Source organism: uncultured Caldilinea sp. (genome assembly GCF_937128415.1).
In the GTDB taxonomy this organism is placed as follows: Bacteria; Chloroflexota; Anaerolineae; order Caldilineales; family Caldilineaceae; genus Caldilinea.
This window is the reverse complement of sequence record NZ_CAKZMJ010000091.1, coordinates 1-16,566: the sequence shown is the minus strand read 5'-3', so window position 1 is coordinate 16,566 and position 16,566 is coordinate 1. Positions and strand designations below refer to the sequence as shown.

The 16,566-nt window shown below is 58.4% G+C and carries 15 protein-coding genes; 4 read left to right on the top strand and 11 right to left on the bottom strand.

Annotated elements, in window-relative coordinates; genetic code table 11:
- The first annotated feature begins 219 nt into the window (after positions 1–219).
- Positions 220–699, top strand: coding sequence for a hypothetical protein (locus Q0367_RS17360; RefSeq protein ID WP_298983789.1), 480 nt, complete (start codon positions 220–222; stop codon positions 697–699).
- Here Q0367_RS17360 and rimI read toward each other — a convergent pair.
- From rimI to Q0367_RS17315, 9 genes are all read right to left on the bottom strand, one after another.
- Positions 689–1,186: a ribosomal protein S18-alanine N-acetyltransferase gene (gene rimI, locus Q0367_RS17355; RefSeq protein WP_298983785.1), complete on the bottom strand. Its 498-nt coding sequence runs from the start codon at positions 1,184–1,186 to the stop codon at positions 689–691. The two genes, Q0367_RS17360 and rimI, sit on opposite strands and share 11 nt — an antisense overlap.
- Before the next feature lie 9 nt (positions 1,187–1,195).
- Positions 1,196–1,891 carry a tRNA (adenosine(37)-N6)-threonylcarbamoyltransferase complex dimerization subunit type 1 TsaB gene (gene tsaB / locus Q0367_RS17350; protein ID WP_297639326.1) on the bottom strand — a complete coding sequence of 232 codons (696 nt, stop codon included), beginning with the start codon at positions 1,889–1,891 and terminating at the stop codon, positions 1,196–1,198.
- 158 nt (positions 1,892–2,049) lie between these two features.
- Positions 2,050–3,873, bottom strand: coding sequence for an aldehyde ferredoxin oxidoreductase family protein (locus tag Q0367_RS17345; RefSeq protein ID WP_297639323.1), 1,824 nt, complete (start codon positions 3,871–3,873; stop codon positions 2,050–2,052).
- Positions 3,874–4,164: 291 nt separating this feature from the next.
- A complete protein-coding gene (locus tag Q0367_RS17340; RefSeq protein ID WP_297639320.1) occupies positions 4,165–4,659 on the bottom strand; it encodes a YbaK/EbsC family protein in 495 nt (164 codons plus the stop codon).
- Positions 4,656–5,804: a M20 family metallopeptidase gene (locus tag Q0367_RS17335; protein ID WP_297639315.1), complete on the bottom strand. Its 1,149-nt coding sequence runs from the start codon at positions 5,802–5,804 to the stop codon at positions 4,656–4,658. Before Q0367_RS17335 ends, Q0367_RS17340 begins: the two co-directional genes overlap by 4 nt.
- 124 nt (positions 5,805–5,928) lie before the next feature.
- Positions 5,929–6,789, bottom strand: a complete 861-nt coding sequence (locus Q0367_RS17330) for a DNA adenine methylase (protein WP_297639312.1) — start codon at positions 6,787–6,789, stop codon at positions 5,929–5,931.
- 16 nt (positions 6,790–6,805) lie between these two features.
- Positions 6,806–7,750, bottom strand: coding sequence for a lipoyl synthase (gene lipA / locus Q0367_RS17325; protein WP_297639309.1), 945 nt, complete (start codon positions 7,748–7,750; stop codon positions 6,806–6,808).
- 1 nt (position 7,751) lies between these two features.
- Entirely contained in the window at positions 7,752–9,251 is a 1,500-nt protein-coding gene (locus Q0367_RS17320; protein ID WP_297639306.1) for an O-antigen ligase, read from the bottom strand.
- Positions 9,252–9,312: 61 nt separating this feature from the next.
- The gene (locus tag Q0367_RS17315; RefSeq protein WP_297639303.1) at positions 9,313–10,755 is read right to left on the bottom strand and encodes a cytochrome P450; all 1,443 of its coding nucleotides are present in this window, start codon (positions 10,753–10,755) and stop codon (positions 9,313–9,315) included.
- 165 nt (positions 10,756–10,920) lie between these two features.
- On the opposite strand from Q0367_RS17315, the gene Q0367_RS17310 reads away from it, so the two are divergent.
- The 3 genes from Q0367_RS17310 to Q0367_RS17300 all read left to right on the top strand — a co-directional run bounded on the left by Q0367_RS17310 (position 10,921) and on the right by Q0367_RS17300 (position 14,283).
- Positions 10,921–11,442, top strand: coding sequence for a DoxX family membrane protein (locus tag Q0367_RS17310; protein WP_297639300.1), 522 nt, complete (start codon positions 10,921–10,923; stop codon positions 11,440–11,442).
- 101 nt (positions 11,443–11,543) lie between these two features.
- Complete coding sequence (gene htpG, locus Q0367_RS17305) at positions 11,544–13,433, top strand: molecular chaperone HtpG (RefSeq protein WP_297639297.1); 1,890 nt, start codon at positions 11,544–11,546, stop codon at positions 13,431–13,433.
- 97 nt (positions 13,434–13,530) lie between these two features.
- A complete protein-coding gene (locus Q0367_RS17300; RefSeq protein ID WP_297639294.1) occupies positions 13,531–14,283 on the top strand; it encodes a class II aldolase/adducin family protein in 753 nt (250 codons plus the stop codon).
- Positions 14,284–14,341: 58 nt separating this feature from the next.
- Here Q0367_RS17300 and Q0367_RS17295 read toward each other — a convergent pair whose 3' ends face one another.
- Entirely contained in the window at positions 14,342–15,526 is a 1,185-nt protein-coding gene (locus tag Q0367_RS17295; protein WP_297639290.1) for an ADP-dependent glucokinase/phosphofructokinase, read from the bottom strand.
- A gap of 37 nt (positions 15,527–15,563) precedes the next feature.
- Complete coding sequence (locus Q0367_RS17290) at positions 15,564–16,424, bottom strand: ketose-bisphosphate aldolase (RefSeq protein ID WP_297639286.1); 861 nt, start codon at positions 16,422–16,424, stop codon at positions 15,564–15,566.
- Between the last annotated feature and the right edge of the window lie 142 nt (positions 16,425–16,566).

Here is a 16,566-nt window from a genome sequence, read left to right as displayed (position 1 = left end):
CCGACGCAGGCGCCTCTCGCCTCCCCGTCAGCAGCCTCGCCCTCCCGCAGGGCACAAATCCTAAATCTACACCTCCCGACTATAACTGTCAAATTGTACGTTGCTTGAAAGGAAATAAAAACAGATTGACAGTGCGCTATGATTGAGCGAGAATGTGGCCTGAGGCGCCAAACACCCGATCGTTCAACATTTTTCCACCTGCATCCAGGAGAATAACAAATGACCGGAGCACTGGAGTTCACCGACCAGGAATGGAGGCTGCTGGAAAGCGCACCCATGAAAGCCGGCCTTGCCGTAGGCGATCTCTCCGATCCCAGGCGCTGGCTGCAGGAGCTTTATGCCGTCTTCGACACCGCCGAGGCGCTCGAATCGGAGGTGGACAGTGTTCTGATCCGTGCAGTGACGGAGCGCATGCTAGCGCGGGAGGGCGATGACTTTGATCTGCCCGCCGATCTGCCGGACAATCCTGCAGAAGCCAGAGCGTATCTGATTGCAGATTGCGTACAAGCGGTTCGCACTGTGGCGCAGAAAGCGCCTGAGGAAATGGAGGCTTTTCGCCGTTGGCTTTTAACGCTTGCGCGCAGGGCCGCGGAGGCGACTAAAGAAGGTGGTTTTCTGGGCCTCGGCGGGGAGCGCATCAGTCCAGAAGAATGGGCGGCGCTGCATGAACTGGAGGCGGCGCTCGGGGTCATCGATTGAGCATTTCTTGCGTGGGCGCAAAGAGCGTCATGAGAATGGCGTCTTCGCCGTTGTCGTGATAGTAATGTTTCCGGACGCCCACCACGACAAAGCCCATTGATCTGTATAGCGCCTGAGCAGCATAGTTGCTGGCGCGCACTTCGAGTGTGATCTCCAGCGCGCCAGCATCGATCGCCTTGTCAATCATCGCCTGCAACAGACGGCGCCCCAGGCCCTGACGACGAAAGTCCGGATGCGTGGCAATGGTCACGATGTGCGCCTCCTGTCCCATCAGCCAATAGCCGCCGTAAGCCAGGATTGGAGGCGTCCCTTCGCCTGACCCTGATGCGCGGCGCATCACCCAGTACGAACCGAGTCGATTGGAAGTCAACTCGTGACGATAGACTTCGCCCGACCAGGGAGCTGAAAAGCAGCGCTTCTCCAGCTCTTCGATGATCGGGATGTCATGGATGCTCATCGGTTGAAGGGTGACCTCGGGTGCGTTCATATCGGCTGCTCAAGGTTCGCGCAGATAGAGAGGCTGCAGGGAGGACAGCGATTCGACGACGCCTGCTTCCAGCAATCTGGCCGCCACGTGCGCCAGCACCCCGGCGCGACGCAGGCCATAGACCGGTTCGATGACAACCACGTGAGCGAGCGCATCCACAGCGGCGGCGAGGTCGGCGTCCACTTCACCGACGAGCCAGCATGGGTGGAGGTTCAGGCGCTCTAGAAAGGCGCCCAAATCAGCGGCCGTTCCGGTGCGATGCGCGTTGGCGTCGGGGCGATGGAGCGGCTCATCGGCGGCGAAGAGCGTCCAATGATAGCGGCCTCGCCCGGCGAACATCACAGCGCAAAGCGTAGGCGCAGCGCTGCATGCAGATGCAAGTGCATGCCAGGGCGCTGCCGTGACCGTGAGCGTTGGGATTCCGATCGCAGCAGGTGGGCTGGGCAACCCTAGCCCGATGCCTTTGGCTGCGCTGACGGCGATGCGCACGCCGGTGAAGCTGCCGGGGCCGGTCGTCACCGCCAATGCGGTGAGGTCGGTCGGCTCTACGTCGACGCTCGTCATCAGATGACGCACCATGACGAGCAGATTTTGCGTCTGCCTGCGTCGGCCCTCCCAGGTGCATTCACCCAGCAATTGCGCTTTCTTCAGATCATAGATCGCCGCCGAAGCGGTGGTCGAGGCGGTGTCCATTGCCAGCAACATGAACAAGATTATAGCAGATGGCTGAGGCGTCGCGATGAATCGATCCTTCTACAAAAAGAACAGCCCGACCCGAGGGTCAGGCTGTTGCTTTTGGCGACAGTCTAAAATCTACAACACAAACAACGCCATGCGGCAACGTCTTGCGTTTGCACTGAAGGTCAGATGATCTCCAGCTCGCGCAGCTTGCTCTCCGGCACGACGCCGTTGACCCATCCACGCTCTGCGTAATACTCTTCCAACATTTGGTCAAGCTCGCAGACATGTCCTTCAGAGCCCGGCATCGTGCTTGGCTCGGTCGTGAAGCGCTTGGGCAGGTAGTCCGAGCCTTCGCCGAAGCCGGCCAGATTGTTGTAGTAGCGCTCCAGGTTATAGATGCGCTCGCCGCACTTGAGCAGCTCATCGGGCGTGTAGTTGAGGCCGGTGACGGCGTTGAACTGCTCGGTGTATTCCTGCATGCCCTCTGCAAAGGCGGAGAATTTGCACAGGTCGAGCGAGTCGGAGACGGCGTGGACGTCCTGGAAGACCTTGGTCAGCTTGCCTTTGCCTTTCCACTCCAGCGGGTCGACCTTGAGCGAGCCGAAGGGCATGACGCCCAACTCCGCCGCCGGCGTGTAGGCGCGCAGGTGGCAGGCGCCGCGGTTGCTGGTCGCATAGGCGATGCCCATGCCCTTGAGGCCGCGCGGATCGTAGGCGGGGATCGCCTGGCCCTTGACGGTCATGGCGATCTCTGGATGGCCAAAGGCGGCGGCGGCGCGCGCCGTGCCGTTGGCCAGTGTATCGCCGACGCCCTCGCGCCTGGCGATCTTGTGGATCGTCTCCACCATGCCCATGGCGTCGCCCCAGGCGAGCTTGCCTGCGCCGTTGGTGTAGCCTTTTTCACTGGCTTCCATGTACATGCCGAGCACGTTGCCGAGTTCGATCGGATCCATGCCGTAGTCGTTGCACATGTTGATCATATAGGCGATCGACTCGACGTTGTTGTTGCCGCAGTTGGAGCCAAGCGCCCAGGCCGATTCGTACTCAACGCTCTCCATCTTCACCTTGAAGGGGCCTTCCTTGACCTCGACCTCTTTCTTGCAGGCCACCGGGCAGGCGTGACAGGTGGGGTTGTCAATCAAAATGTGCTCGTTGACATATTCACCGGAGATCTTCTCGGCGTTCTCTTTGCCGAAGGCGGTCTTCTGCGCGTTGTAGGCGGGCAAGGCGCCGATGCTGTCGGTGATGTTCATCAGCACGTTGGTGCCGTAGACGCTCAGACCACCCTTGCGAGGAGAAGTGATGTTCTCTTCCGCCATAATGGCTGCCAGCGCTTTTTTGCGCGCCTCGCGGTCGGCGTCTCTATTGGCCGGTTCAGGACGATTCTTCTTGTCGCCTCTGATGACGATCGCCTTGAGATGCTTGCTGCCGGCGACGCAGCCGGTGCCGTTGCGTCCGGCGGCGCGGTCGTCGACGTTCACCCAGCAGGCGAAGCGCACCAGGTTTTCGCCCGCCTGGCCGATCGCCATGCCGTCGCAATCTTCGCCGTGACGCTCGCGCAGGATGCGCAACGTCTCGTGAATGCCCTTGCCCCACAAGTCCGAAGCGTCGTGCAGCGTCACTTTGCCGTCCTCGACGTAGGCGTAGACCGGCTTTTCTGCCTTGCCCTTAAAAACCAGTCCATCGAAGCCGGCCCACTTCAGCTTCGCCGCCGTCCAGCCGCCCATGTGCGAGTCGGCGACCGTGCCGGTGAGCGGCGATTTGGTGACGACGGCCAGGCGTCCACTCATATTGACGTTGGTGCCTGTCAACGGCCCGTTCATTACGCACAGGATGTTGTCCGGCGACATAGGATCGACGTCCGGTCCGTTGTCGAAGACGTACTTCACCCCCAACCCTCGTGCGCCGATATACTTGCGCGCATCGTTCTCATCGATGCCTTTGTACTCGATATTGCCGGATGTGAGATCGATCCAGGCGACGCGGTTGACGAAACCACCGATCATGAGTCTCTCCTTTTGGTGCAACTTCAATTGAACCGACTTCGATTGAACAAAGAAAATGACAAGCCGAAAAGATGGAAAACTTGCAAACGCTCAGGTCAATGTCGACTACAGTGGCTCAGTTCAAAACTGTTCAGTTCAAGCAGATTCGTGGGAAATCAAAACGACAATGGTGGCTGCACCATCGGTCAACAACTTTTAAAATGAGAATGCAGCTTACTTAATCCAGAATTTTACCGGCGCTTGTACAAGATGTCAAGCACGATTCGCCGATAAAGTTTGTACAAGGTTGCCTCATGGATTTGGCGCTGCCTTGACGTCCGCCACCGTTCCACCGGTCATCTGCACCAGCTCATGCGGCGTGAGGCGAAAGACGGCGTTCGGATGGCCGGCCGCCGCCCAGATTTCTGCGTAGGCGAGGAGATCGGCGTCGATGAAGGTGCGAAGAGGGCGAGCATGGCCGAGCGGAGGGACGCCGCCGATGGCAAAACCGGTTTGGGCGCGTACAAAATCTGCGTCGGCGCGGGCGATTTTCTCGCCGACCAGGGCCTGCACTTTCTTTTCGTCGATGCGGTTGCCGCCCGACGCGATCACCAAAAGCGCTTGACCGCTGCTCTTGCCCACGAACACAAGCGATTTGGCGATCTGCTCGACGGTGCACCCCACAGCAGCTGCAGCTTCGGCCGAGGTGCGCGTGGAGGCGGTGAATTCGATCACTTCGTTGCGGAAACCTCTGGCTCGGAGGGCGTCCTGAACTTTTTGCGCTGCGGGTTTCAGGGTTGACGTCATGGCGGCTCCAACTCTTTCCAGATGGCCGTCAACAGAGCGACTCGGCCTGGAATTTCATCGATCAGGATATGTTCGTGATCCGCGTGGGCGCCTGCGCCGGGCGCGCCGAGGCCATCGAGCGTGGGCACGCCAAGCGCGCCGGTGAAGTTGCCGTCGCTGCCTCCGCCGGTGCCTCCCTCTTCTAGCTCCATCCCGAGTCGTCGTCCGATTTTGCGCACGCGTTCGAAGAGCGCGCCGGTGGCGCTGCGCTCGAGCGGAGGACGATTCCAGCCCCCGCGCACGATCACCTGCGCGCCGGGAAGCACAGGTTGCAGCGCCGCCATGGCCTTGGTGATGCGATCGGCTTCGGCCTGCGTCCAGGCGCGCACGTCCACGCGCGCTTTGGCGCGCGCCGGCACGACGTTCGTGGCCGTGCCCCCTTCGATGACGCCGACGCTGAGCGTCGTGCCTGCTTCTCGGTCGGCCAGGGCATGGATCGCCAGCACCTGATGCGCCATCTCTTCGATGGCGTTGACGCCCTGATAGGGATCGACGCCGGCGTGCGCAGCGCGGCCGATCGTCTCGACGGTGAAAGAGCCGGTGCCCTTGCGGCGAGTTTTCAGCGCGCCGCCCGGCAGCGGCGACTCCATGACGAGCACGTAGGCGGCTTGCTTCGCTTCTTCCTCAATCAGCGCGCGCGACGAACCGCTGCCGATCTCTTCATCTGAGGTGATCAGCAGCGTGATCGGCCTGGGCAGTTGGATGTCCAGCTCGCCCACCCCGCGCAACGCATATTCGACCAGCGCCAGGCTGCTCTGCATGTCGAAGATGCCTGGGCCGTAGGCTTTGCCATCTTCGATGCGGAATGGATGCGTCGCCAGCGAACCGACCGGCCAGACGGTGTCGTAATGACAGAGCACCAGGGCCGGTTTTTCAGTTGCGTTGCCGTGGATGTAACGGACGCGCAGGTGGTTGCCGCGCGTGGGTTGGGTGATCACTTCTACGCTTGCGCCCACCGCGGCCAGACGTCTGGCCAGCAGGTCGGCGAAGGCGTCCAACCGAGGTTTGTCATGGCTGGGGGTCTCATGAGAGACGAAGAGGCCGATAGTCTCGAGAATTTCACCCTGACGACGATGGAAATAGTCTAACAATCTTTGATCGGACATGCTTTGCATATAGTCTGCAGGGTCATGGGCTGCCCTTCACGATGATGGTTGGTAGAGCAGCGAAGCGATTCACACAGACGCCTGACGAGCGGCGCTCCAAAAGCCAAGACAAGGTCGGCGCGCTCTATTGCAGGCGTGGCTCCAGGAATTGATCGACTCGATAATTCGTGATCACCAGTTCGGTAACCTTGCCGCGCTTGGCTCCATTGGAGTTGATTGCGCGATTCGCCTGCACCTCATCCATGGCAAAATATGAAGAAGCGTACAAGGAACGCACGATCGCCGCATCAGAGTTAGAGACCATCACATAAACCTCTTTTTGACTCAGCGCGATGCAGATGTCTCGCAACCGTTCTTGATCTTGCAATGTAAAGCCATTTGCATAATACGATGTAAAGTTGGCCGTCTGAGAAACAGGAACATAGGGAGGATCAAAATACACCCAATCGCCGACTTCGGCCCTCTCTACAACCGTATCGAACGGCGCGCACAGGAGTTCGACATGTTGCAGCGCCCGTGACGCCGCCAGCAAATTCTCTCGATCCAGATATGTGGGCGACTTGTAGCGTCCAAACGGCACGTTGAACCGTCCCTGTCGATTGACGCGGTACAGGCCGTTGTATCCCGTCTTGTTCAGATAGATCATTCGGGCTGCCCGCTCAGGCAGGCTCAGCGACCAGGGGTCCTGGCTACGAATCTCGTAGTAGAGTTCTTTGCTGTGAGGAAGCCCCGATAGGATTTCCATCACTTCTGACACATGGTCGCGAATCGCCCGATAGGCGTCTATCAGTTCTGCATTGGCGTCTGAAAGAATGGCGCGTTGAATCAGTCCTTCCCGATAGAGGCGAAAAAAGATCGCTCCACTGCCGACGAATGGCTCATGATACGTCTGAAAGCGCGCGGGCCGACGCTGCAGCAAGGCGTCGGCGAGCTGGGTTTTGCCGCCGGCCCATTTCAGGAACGGTCGTGGGTGCAGAGCGCCCATTTTGCTGCTATCTGGGCTACTGTCGCCTTGGGCTGAGGTGCGCCTGCCCGTCGGCGTGGTAGCTCGAGCGCACGAGCGGACCGCTTTCCACCCACTTGAAGCCGCGCTTTTCGCCCTCTTCTTTGAGGCGGACAAATTCATCGGGCGTATAGTAGCGCACGATCGGCAGATGAAAGCGGCTCGGCTGCAGATACTGCCCGATGGTCATGATGTCCACGTCGTGGGCGCGCAGGTCGTCCATCACCTGCAAAACCTCGTCCCAGGTCTCGCCCAGGCCGACCATGATGCCGGACTTGGTGAGCGCCTCGGGGTCCATCTGTTTGGCGCGGCGCAGCAGCTCCAGACTGCGCTGGTATTTGGCCTGCGGCCGCACCGTGCGGTAGAGGCGCGGCACTGTCTCGGTGTTGTGGTTGAGAATCTCCGGATGCGCGTCCATCACAACCTGCAGCGCCGCCCAGTCGCCCTTGAAGTCCGGGATCAACACCTCGATCGTGCAGCCGGGGACAAGCTTGCGAATCCAGTGGATGCTCTCGGCGAAGACCCAGGCGCCGCCGTCCGGCTGCTCGTCGCGGTTGACGCTGGTGAGTACGGCGTGGCTCAGCCCCATCTGGCGGATCGACTCGGCGACGCGGCGCGGTTCGTCTGGGTCGAGCGGGCCGGGGCGGCCGGTCTTGATTTTGCAGAAGCCGCAGGAGCGGGTGCAGGTGTCGCCCATCAGCAGGAAGGTCGCCGTGCCGCGACCCCAGCATTCGCCGATGTTTGGACACATCGCTTCTTCGCACACGGTGTGCAGGCGTTGGCCCCGGAAGAGCTGCATCAACTCGCGATATTTGGGGCTGTCGGCGGCGCGCACGCGCAGCCACTCAGGCCGACGCCCGCGCGTGAGATTGCCGCCGGTGGGCGAAGGCGCCGGCTCCAACGTGATGACGCCGAATTCGTTGTGCATGATATTGGCTGCCATATCAACTGCCCTCAGTTCTGCCTGTAAGAGGCGCTCCGTCGGCGAGGCGGGCCTGCGGCTGCTTTGCGTGGATCAGCGTCGTCGCCGTCGCCGTCGCCATGCCGATATAAAGCCAGAAGAGCACCGTCATGTGTGGATAGGTCATGTTGAACCAGTAGTGGTCAAAGACGCCGCTGACCAGCGCGCCGAGCACGGCGCCGGTGTAGCCCAGCAGCAAGGCTTCCATCTTTACGCTGAGGCCGCTGCGCCACGCTTTCCATGCGATGACGAAAAATCCGATCATCACCGCAAGAAACATGCCGAGCCCGATCAACCCCATGTTTTCGGCGATGATGAGATAGAGCATGCTGACGCCGAGGTAGATGTCCAGGTCGGGCGCACCGGTGAAACCGACGCCAAAGAGGGGGTAGCGCTCGATCAAGACCAGGGCGTCTTTGTACTCGCCGAAGCGCATCTGCGTCGCCAGGTCCTGGCCGGCGAAACCCTCGATCAGGCGGGCGACGTATTCCTGCGTCACCGGCAACAGCAGCAGCAAAAGCGCGCCGACCAGGCCAAGCGGGATCAACTTGCGATACTTAAGCACGGCCAGCAGCGCCATCGAAGACGCCAGCCCCAACAGCGCGGAGCGGCTATAGGTCAGATAGAGCGCCAGGACAGCCGTCGTCCACATGAAAAACGTCAGCCAGCGCGGGAAAATCGGTTGGCCGGAGACGAGCTGAGGCAGCATCAACGCCGCCGCCAGGATCATCATCCCGCCGAGCACATTGGGGTCAACGGCGGTGCCGATGGCGCGCATGACGCCGTTCGGATCGTCCTCGATGAAACGCAATGCGCCGAAGCCGCCCGGGTAGTCAAAGCGCGCTAAACTGTCGAGAATGCGCACGGTGGTTTCTTGCGGCAGGACATAAAAGAGCACGGCGATCGCAGCCGCGCCCCAGCCTCCCAGCAGCACCCAACGCGTCACCCAGATCGCTTCCCCTTCGGTGCGCACGGTGTTGATGACGACGAAGAAGAGCGAAATGCCGATCAAGATTTCCAGGAAGCGTCGCAGCAAAAAGGCATTGGCCGGGCTGTGCGACAAGCCCAGCGTAAAGCTGAACAGCGCCAGCAGCATGAAGAGCAACACCGGCAGGCCGATCGGCGAGGCCACAAAGTCTTCCTGCAGGCCAATCACCAGTTTGAAAAGCCAGACGAAGAAGAGGGCGCCCAGCGCAAGGTCGAGAAAGGTGGGTTTGAATCCGATCGAAAAAGGCAGGCTGGCGAAGGGAAGCAAAAAAACAACGGCGCACAACGCCACAAAGCCCCAGTGTGTGTCCTTGAGGAGCAGCGTCCCGCCGATCAGTGCAGCTGCGGCCGCAAGCGCCAGAAGCGGGCCGGCGGCGCCGACGAACAACGCAATCGTCAGCGCGCCGACGAGCAGGAGCGCGGCCGGCGCCAGCCTACGCAAGATGGGGTTCGATGAGAAAAAGACCTCTTGAATCGCGCGATAGGTGGTTTGCAATGTAGCTTCCCCAAACTCAACAGGTGTAATGCATCCAATCTTAGCCGAAGAAGGTCAAATGTCAATCGAGACGGACGCTGAAACGCTCGCTTTCGCCCTCTGGAATCCCGGCTGCGTTTCGCCGCTTCAAGATCACAGGCATGCCATGGCGCGGGCGCAGCGTGATCTGCGGGTCGAGTTCGGCCACATAGCCAGGGGTCACCCGCACCTGATAACGATGGGCAATCGTGGCGAGCAAGAGCTGACCTTCCATCCAGGCGAACGGCTCGCCGATGCAACGTCGCGGCCCGCCGCCGAAGGGGAAGTAGGCGAATTTGGGGCGGCGATGCTCCTCTTCGGGCGCAAAACGGTCCGGCTCGAAACGCTCTGGCTCCGGCCACAGATGCTCTAGTCTGTGCGTCACATACGGACTAATGAGCACGCTGGCGCCCTTGCCGATCGATACGCCCGCAATCACATCGTCGGCGATGGCGAGCCGTCCCGTCGCCCAGGCGGGCGGATAGAGGCGCATCGCCTCAGCGAAGACGCGACGCGTGTACTCCAGGCCCGGCAGATCATCCCAGGTGAGCCGCCGCGGCCGTTGCGGATCGCCTAGCAGGGCGTCCACCTCGGCGTGCAGCTTCGCTTCGACCTCCGGATGTTGGGCAAGAAGATAGAAAGTCCACGTCAGCGCAATGGCTGTCGTCTCGTGGCCGGCGATAAAGAGCGTGAGCACTTCGTCGCGCGCCAGGCGCTCGGACATGTGACGATCGACGGCATCTGTCGCTTCTTCATCCTGGGCCAGCACGATCATGGAGAGCAGGTCGCCGTGGTCGACGCCCTCGGCGCGGCGTGCGCGAATCATGGCGTAGATCAGATCGTCCAGCACCTTGAGACGTCGCTCGCGCTCGCGTCGCTTGCGCAGGTCGAGGCGATCGATGAACTGTCCCAGCGGGCCGATGCGATTGAAGTCGAACATTTGAATCAGATCGGTGATGGCGCAACCGACCTGCGCAGCCTCTCGGCTCACGTCGACGTCGAAGAGGCAGCGCGCCACAATCACCATCGTCAGCCGCATCAGCTCTTCGTGGAGGTCGAGCTGAGCGCCGTCGCGCCAGCTCGCCAGATGTTCATCGGCGTAACGGGTGATGATGTCGGCGTAGGCGGCGATGCGCTGACGGTGAAAGGCGGGCTGAATCATGCGCCGTTGGCGGGTGTGCAACGGCGGCTCGCTGGTCAATAACCCCTCGCCCAAGATGGGTTTGAGCGCCTGCAGTCCATAGCCCTTGTGATAGGCGCGATGATGGTCCACAAGCACATGCTTGACGTCTTCCGGCTCGCGCAACAGGTAGGCGCTCGTGTTGAAAAAGCGTAGCCGCACGATGCGCCCCATTTGCGCAGCCGCCATCATGGCGCCGAGCGGATCGGCGTTGAAGGCGGGCGCCGCGCCCCATAGCCAGTGACCGGGAAAGTCCACCGGTCGAGTGTAGGATGAAATCGCGGATAGCGCTTCGTGCGTCGTCATATCGGTGCTCCTTGCGCCCTTCATGGGTTACTCGTTCAGAGAGCGCTCAATTCGTGATAATTTTCACATAACCGATCTGTTTCCTTTAGTATACTGCGAACGATCGTTGATTGCATGAAAAGCGGCTCACAATTGGCGTAGGGAGAGACATGGAGGAAAAGACCGATGCTCAACAATTCCGTGCAGACGCCTCGCAAACTGACGCTGGAAGATCGATTGTTGCAACAATTGCCCTTTTTCCCGAAACTGGACGAGCTGGATCGGCGACTCACCCGGTGGATGGCGCGCTATGGTCTGACCCTGATGCGCATCGCATTGGGGATCATCTTTTTCTGGTTCGGCGCGCTGAAATTGATCCCCGGACTCAGCCCTGCTGAGGACCTGGTGCGCAACACCGTTTTCTTCATCGATCCGCAAATCTTCCAGCCGATTTTGGCGATCTGGGAGGTGGTCATTGGGATCGGCCTGATCAGCGGGCAATTCATGCGCGTCACGCTTCTGCTGCTCTTTTTGCAGATGCCCGGCACTGCGCTGCCGATCGTGATTTTGCCGGAGGCTGTTTTCACCGTTTTCCCCTTCGGCCTGACCATTGAGGGTCAGTACATCGTGAAGAACCTCGCCTTGATTACGGCGGCGATTGTGCTGGGCAGCACGGTGCGCGGGGGGAGAATCGTCGTGCAGGAGTGAGGCGTATCGAGCTTCATTTTTCTTGCTTGAGCGATCCGCTGGGCGTACAATAAAGCTTCTGACAAAGGGTAGGACGACAATTGCGTCGAAGAGGAGGAGCTATGTCAGAAGGGGTTGAAACGCAGCTGGAATCGCTCGAATATCGCACAGAAGTCAAACAACTGCTCGACATCCTCGCCCACTCTCTGTACACGGATCGTGAAATTTTTTTGCGCGAGCTGATCTCCAACGCTTCGGATGCGCTCAATCGCATTCAGTTCGAGATGCTGACCAACCACGACGTCGTCGATCCCGAGGCGGAGCTGGCGATTTACATCGAGGCTGACAGCGACGCACGCACGATCACCATTCGCGACACCGGCATCGGGATGAATCGTGACGAGTTGGTCGAAAATCTCGGCACGATTGCACATTCCGGCGCGCGTGCATTTCTTCAGAATGCTAACCAAAATCAGAGTGCGTTAGAAGAAATTATCGGCCAGTTCGGCGTCGGCTTCTACTCGGTCTTTATGGTCGCGGAGGAAGTCACGGTCATCTCTCGCTCCTACCGCCCTCATGACCGTGCAGCGTTGTGGCGTTCCACGGGCGACAGCCGCTTCAGCCTGGGCGAGGCGGACAAACAAGACCGCGGCACCGAGATTCGCATTCGCCTGAAGGAGGACGCTGCGGAATTCGCCCAGCCGTGGCGACTGGAGACCATCGTCAAGCGCCATTCTGATTACGTCTCCTTCCCCATCTATCTGAAGAGCAAAGACGGGGAGCCGCGGGTCGTGAACCGGCGCATTGCGCTGTGGCGGCAGCCGCCCTCGAAGGTGGAGCCAGCCGAGTACGAAGCGTTCTACAAGCAGCTGACCTTCGACGATCGCCCGCCCCTTTTGCACGTGCACATCTCGGCGGATTCGCCCGTCAACGTGCGCGGCATCCTCTTTGTGCCGGCGCAGCGCGAGCGCAGCTCACTGCGCCTTCGCCCCGAATATGGCCTGCGCCTGTACTCGCGCAAAATTTTGATTCAGGAGCACAACAAAGAGCTGCTGCCGGAGTATTTGCGCTTCGTCGAAGGCGTCGTCGACTCCGAAGACCTGCCGCTCAACGTCTCGCGCGAGACCGTGCAGAGCAACCCGCTCGTTCGCCAGCTCCGCAAGGCGCTGACGAGTCGCCTCCTCAAGGAGCTGCGCAGCCTGGCGGACGAGCAGCCTGAGAAGTACAACACCTTTTGGACGGAGTTCGGCGTGTTCATCAAAGAAGGCGTCGCCTCCGACTACGCCAACCGGGAGGCGCTTCTTGCACTGTTGCGCTTCCACAGCACGCGCACCGGCGCCGAAGGCTGGACGACGCTCCAAGAATACATCGAGCGCATGCAGCCCGACCAAAAGGCGATCTACTACATCCTGGGCGACAGCCTCAAGTCGGCGATGCGCAGCCCGCACCTCGACTATTTCCGCAAGCACGACATCGAAGTGCTCTTCCTGACCGATTTCATCGACGGCTACATGGTCAGCCAGCTTCGCGAGGTCCACGACAGGCCGTTGCAAAACGTCGATGACCCCAATCTGGAGCTGCCCAAAGTCGAGGAAGGGGCAGCTGAATCAGAGGTCAGCGCGCAGGCGTTTGACAAACTGGTCGCCCGCATCAAGCAGGTGCTTGGTGAGCGCGTGCGCGAGGTGCGCGAGGGCAAAACGCTGGTGGACAGCCCCGCCCGCCTTGTCTCGCCGGAGGACGACTTTGCGCGAGAATTGCAATATGTGCGTCGCGTGCTTGAAGAGAACTACGTGGCCCCGGCGAAAATCCTGGAAATCAACCGCCGCCACCCGATGATTGCCGATCTGGCCCGTCTCGTCGATGAAGAGCCGAACAACGCGCTGATTGACCCGGCGATCGAACAACTTTTTGACAATTTACAGCTGCTCGAGGGCGTCTATCAAGGCTCTGTGGCGGACATGGTCGATCGCATCCATCGGCTGATGCGCGCGGCGCTCGCCGGTCATTCATAACGCATCACGAAAACATGGCTTTCATGAAGCGCGCACCACGCAACAGCCGGGCAATCCATTCCACAACGACAACATTGCACCTGGAGATCACGCCACCATGAACGAACTGCTGCACTCTCTGGTCAAGCTCTCGCACGAGCTGGGGCGAGAAGAACGCCAACTGGCCATTTTGGGCGAAGGCAACACCAGCGCCCGCATCGACGAAAACACTTTTTGGGTCAAAGCTTCGGGCAGTCAGCTCGGAACCATCACCGAAGCAGGCTTCACCCAGGTCAAGATGGACGCCATCCTGGCGCTGGTGGAGCGCGATCACATGAGCCAGGAAGAAGTGCAGGCGATCTGGCCGGAGGTGATGGTGGACCCTCAACAGAAACGTCCTTCGGTGGAGACCTTCCTTCACGCCCTGTGCCTCTCCGAAGGCGGCGCCAGCTGGGTGGCGCACACGCATCCTATCTCCTGCAACGCCATCCTGTGCAGCCGGCTGGGCGCCGAGCCGTTTTTGCGTCACCTTTTCCCCGATGGCATCGTCGTCTGTGGACGTTATCCGGCCGTCGTGCCTTACGTCGACCCCGGTTTTGCACTGGCTAAGGCCGTGCGCGCCGAGCTGCGCCGCTACCAGGACGCGCACGGCGTCTCGCCGAAGCTCTTGCTGATGGTCAACCACGGCATCACGGCGCTCGGTCGAACCATGCAGGAGGCGCTCAACATCACCCTGATGGCCGACAAATGGGCGCGCATCCTGCTGGGGACATACGCGCTCGGCGGCCCCAACTACATGCCCGACGCAGAGGCCGCCCGCATCGACAACCGGTTGGATGAGCACTACCGCCGGCGCCAACTGGCCGGGTGAGCGGGGTCACAGGTTGGCGCTCGGCACTAGAACTTGATTTCTCTACGGAAGAAAGACCTTACCGGGAAAGCGCAGCAAGAAAACCACCGACAAACGCATCGCCGAGCCCAACCGTCGTTGCATTCGTCTGGTCAACATGGGGTACGGGCGCACAGCTAATTTTATTGCCTAAAAGAGACTTAATCTTATCTATTAATGCAACTCCTTTAGGGTTTGACGGCAATTTCTTCACCTGTCTATAATTTTCTAGAGTAAAGTTATCCCCATAACAAAAACGTGTTGTCGCCATCGTCACGCCATCTTGAAGAGCTTTTTCTACATCTCCTGCATTTTCTCCATAAGCCAACGCCCAATACATGGAATGAACGACGATCAGGGGAACCTTGAGATGTTCATGCAGTTCCTCGAGCGCTTTTTGGACTTGAACCACATCCAACGGGTCGATTTCTTTCCCTAAATGCGACTGAAGTTCATCTTCATTCAAGCCGTAGATGTCGATATCTTCGGCCAAAGCGGCGTGGATGAGTTTTCGGAAACTTGGTTCGTAAAAGCTAGCGTCTTCGTAATAAACTACCGCGTCTGGAGGTAAGTAACGCAAAATTTTTCTTAACGTTTGTAGTCTCTCAGTCAAGAGATCGGGGTCTTGCATTGCGTTAAACCCAGAAATCAGCAAAATTTTTGCATTTGTAATCAGGTGGGCAAACTCCTCGTTTAAATGCATCTGGATATTGTCGATATCGTTATGATAGATGATTCGGTTGGCGCGAGAGCTACGAATCTGAATGTTGTCGACATAAACCGTCACCCCTTCATCAAACTGCACGATTAAATGGGGATACAGGGTGTCTTGAGAATTGCTGCATACGTACAAGAGATCGCTCGGCATCAGTTTTCTTACATAGTCATTGATCGTGACAAGATGCAGAACTGGCCGATGCCCCAAAGCCCACATTGCGAATGCTGCTCGCACTGAAGTGCCGCCCAAAGTTACCTTTTTATGAAATTTTTGAGAAAAGCACTCAATAATTTCTGAGGATAAAACAAAGCGTTCCCCTCCGCTTCCGGAGTGTAAGAAGCCAAGGATCGAGAGGATCAAATCGCGTTCTGTACGAATCTCTCTAGGCTGATTCAATTCGCCAGGATGGATGTCGTAGAGGTCAATCATGTCTTGAAAAACGCGGGGATCTAGATGAACTTCAAAATCGACATTGTTGCCGAACCCCAGGGCTATTTTTCCCAACATAGCTTTTGGTGAGCAATTTCAAGATGAAAAATTGATTTTAATAGAGCGTCGCCTTGCCAGCCGCACCGAAGAGATCAATCTTAAAGCGGGCGACTTGTTTCATCGCTTCGATGCAAGGTGGATAGATAGAATTCGGTTCTCGGAGGGAGGAATTCGCTAACACTTCTCGGCACTTGCGATAGAAAGCATCTTTAATATCGCTGGAAATATTGATTTTGTTTATCCCCAATCGAATGGCAGCGACAATTTCCTCATCGGGGTTCGCCGACCCTCCGTGCAAAACGAGCGGAATCTCTACTCGAGAACGAATTTCCTTTAATAGATCAAGCCTAATTTCCGGTTTTCTGTCTTTAGGATAAATACCGTGAGAAGTGCCGATGGCCACAGCCAGCGCATCGACGCCTGTCGCTTTGACAAAAGTCTCTACGTCATCAGGATTGGTGTAGATAATTTCCTCGGAACCTGTTTCTGCTTCTGGATCAGTCACTCCGATTGTCCCTAACTCCCCCTCAACCGAAACGTTTACAGCATGGGCGATTTCGGCGATCTTTTTGCATATGGCAATGTTTTCCTCTAGAGGATAGAGGGATGCATCCATCATGACAGAGGTAAAACCGTAGCGGATTGCCTCTACAATCTGGGCTAGAGAAGAGCCATGATCTAAATGAATGCACACAGGGATTGAGGCATTCATTGCTTCTTCAATAGCAGCTTTTACAAAAGAAGGGCGAATAAATCTTAGCTCATCCGGATGAATTGCTAAGATAACGGGTGATTGCTTTTCCTCTGAGGCCTCTAGCACGCCAGTCAGTAGCATGTTGCTACTAATATTGAAGGCTGGGACTGCAAAATGATGGGTGCGGGCTACAGTCAGTAGATCTTTTAAATTCATCAACATGATTAAAAACTCTCCTCAATTACAAAAAAGATTCACGATAGAAACTGTTCATTCGCTGAAAAAACGGTGACATTGCTCAATTTTGGGCCAGGGCGGTGTAGACGGCAGGCGACAAGCCTAGCAACTCCAGGATGCGCACCTG

Bases quoted from the DNA above. Each gene is read 5' to 3' on its own strand.
- Q0367_RS17335 (WP_297639315.1), bottom strand. From the start codon at position 5,804: ATGTCCGATCAAAGATTGTTAGACTATTTCCATCGTCGTCAGGGTGAA.
- Q0367_RS17310 (WP_297639300.1), top strand. From the start codon at position 10,921: ATGCTCAACAATTCCGTGCAGACGCCTCGCAAACTGACGCTGGAAGAT.
- Q0367_RS17330 (WP_297639312.1), bottom strand. From the start codon at position 6,789: ATGGGCGCTCTGCACCCACGACCGTTCCTGAAATGGGCCGGCGGCAAA.
- htpG (WP_297639297.1), top strand. From the start codon at position 11,544: ATGTCAGAAGGGGTTGAAACGCAGCTGGAATCGCTCGAATATCGCACA.
- Q0367_RS17315 (WP_297639303.1), bottom strand. From the start codon at position 10,755: ATGACGACGCACGAAGCGCTATCCGCGATTTCATCCTACACTCGACCG.
- Q0367_RS17295 (WP_297639290.1), bottom strand. From the start codon at position 15,526: ATGTTGGGAAAAATAGCCCTGGGGTTCGGCAACAATGTCGATTTTGAA.
- Q0367_RS17345 (WP_297639323.1), bottom strand. From the start codon at position 3,873: ATGATCGGTGGTTTCGTCAACCGCGTCGCCTGGATCGATCTCACATCC.
- rimI (WP_298983785.1), bottom strand. From the start codon at position 1,186: ATGAACGCACCCGAGGTCACCCTTCAACCGATGAGCATCCATGACATC.
- Q0367_RS17300 (WP_297639294.1), top strand. From the start codon at position 13,531: ATGAACGAACTGCTGCACTCTCTGGTCAAGCTCTCGCACGAGCTGGGG.
- lipA (WP_297639309.1), bottom strand. From the start codon at position 7,750: ATGGCAGCCAATATCATGCACAACGAATTCGGCGTCATCACGTTGGAG.
- Q0367_RS17340 (WP_297639320.1), bottom strand. From the start codon at position 4,659: ATGACGTCAACCCTGAAACCCGCAGCGCAAAAAGTTCAGGACGCCCTC.
- Q0367_RS17290 (WP_297639286.1), bottom strand. From the start codon at position 16,424: ATGTTGATGAATTTAAAAGATCTACTGACTGTAGCCCGCACCCATCAT.
- Q0367_RS17360 (WP_298983789.1), top strand. From the start codon at position 220: ATGACCGGAGCACTGGAGTTCACCGACCAGGAATGGAGGCTGCTGGAA.
- tsaB (WP_297639326.1), bottom strand. From the start codon at position 1,891: ATGTTGCTGGCAATGGACACCGCCTCGACCACCGCTTCGGCGGCGATC.